2 protein-coding genes are annotated in these 1380 nt (G+C 54.3%); one reads left to right on the top strand and one right to left on the bottom strand.

What is annotated here, in order from left to right; all coding sequences use genetic code 11:
- Nucleotides 1-275: 275 nt before the first annotated feature.
- The gene (locus A3754_RS03745; protein ID WP_063518876.1) at nucleotides 276-611 is read right to left on the bottom strand and encodes a DUF1820 family protein; all 336 of its coding nucleotides are present in this window, start codon (nucleotides 609-611) and stop codon (nucleotides 276-278) included.
- A 397-nt stretch (nucleotides 612-1008) separates the two neighbouring features.
- Here A3754_RS03745 and A3754_RS03740 point away from each other — a divergent pair.
- The coding region (locus A3754_RS03740; RefSeq protein WP_304439797.1) for a cytochrome c oxidase subunit II transmembrane domain-containing protein at nucleotides 1009-1380 on the top strand (372 nt) is incomplete at its 3' end.

Raw genomic sequence — 1380 nt, 5'->3', positions numbered from 1 at the left:
CGCGAGCGGAACAGGCGATGTTGCTGGCGGGAAGCGCACGCAAAGAGTTATCGGCAGTACGCTCCCCGGTGCTAACCCAGGCCTCCCGGGATGCCACGCGCTAGCGGGACGATCTTTTTTTAGTCCGTCGGGAACCTTTGCATCCACCCACGGACTAATTCAGTAGGCAAAATACGTTTTCTCCTCTTAGTAACATCAGGCAACCCTCTGGGCGCTCGGTCTAACCGGCGCCCTTCTTTTTTTGGGGTGCAGGGTTTTTGCAGAGGCAGGTGCGGCTATTTGCCCGGACCTGGCGGCATGGGGAAAGGGGAAATGTTGCTGCTGCGGGGCTCTGGGCGTGATTCCGTGATTTTTCCGACCCCTTCCTTTTCTACCTCATCAATACGAATGACCGAATGCATGGGGATGTACGACCGCAGAACCCCTGAAAACTCGCTCTTCAGCTTTTCTTCCGATGGATCCACCAGCACACCGCTGCGTTCATCAAACAGGAATTCCTCTACTTCGATAAAGCCGTGCAGGTCGCTTTGATATATCTCTGAGGCATAAACTTCGTAGGTTTGCCCCTGGTTCTGGAATATGACGCGGTAAATAGGGCGGCGTTTTGACATGGCAGAAAGAGACGCTGGGTAGGGAAATAGAGACGGAGTGTAGCATAGCGTTTGGCTTTCGTATCTGCCTGAAAGGCTTGATAAACCCTACGTTTCGGCTGGACTTTAGCCATGCGAATGACTAGAGTTGGCGCCCATAAATGCAGTGGGACAATTTGCCACACCTCCGGCAATTCAATGAAATCAGCATGGCGGTAAATAGCTATTTGATTTTATTGGGTTTTGCCTCCCATGTGACACGTTAAGCGGCCGCCCCCTTGGTCGTCGATGTCAGTGGGGAAGGTCTGGTGACCGTTTCGCCGCATCAATCCTGAAACTCGCTTTCCAGGCGCCGGTAACGGCAAAGAACAAGCGTGCCTGTAACGGGGTAGCGCTGGGGAAAACAGGGAGCAAACGCATGCAGTCAACTCTGTTCCACCGCGCGGCGGCGGGTCTGACGTCACTGATGATCAGTGGCATGACCTTCGCTAGCGACTGGACCGAACGTTCCGATCTCGATCTGCGACCGGGGGTAACCCAGGTCAGTCAGGAAGTTCAAAATCTTCACACCACCGTTCTCTGGATCGTGACCGTCATCGGTCTTCTGGTCTGTGGCCTGATTCTGTTCTCGATGATCCGCCACCGCCGTTCCAAGAATCCGAATCCTTCCACCTTCCACGAAAACGTGTTTTTCGAGGTGCTGTGGACAGTGATCCCCTTCGTTATCCTGATCGCCATGGCCGTACCGGCCACCCGCGTACTGGTTCAGCTGGACGATACCGCTGAATCA

Source organism: Alcanivorax sp. HI0083, assembly GCF_001635175.1.
Note: the sequence above shows the minus strand (reverse complement) of the source record. Positions and strands in the feature narration are given on the sequence as shown.

Coding starts and splice junctions, on each gene's coding strand:
- A3754_RS03745 (WP_063518876.1), bottom strand. CDS start 611: ATGTCAAAACGCCGCCCTATTTACCGCGTCATATTCCAGAACCAGGGG.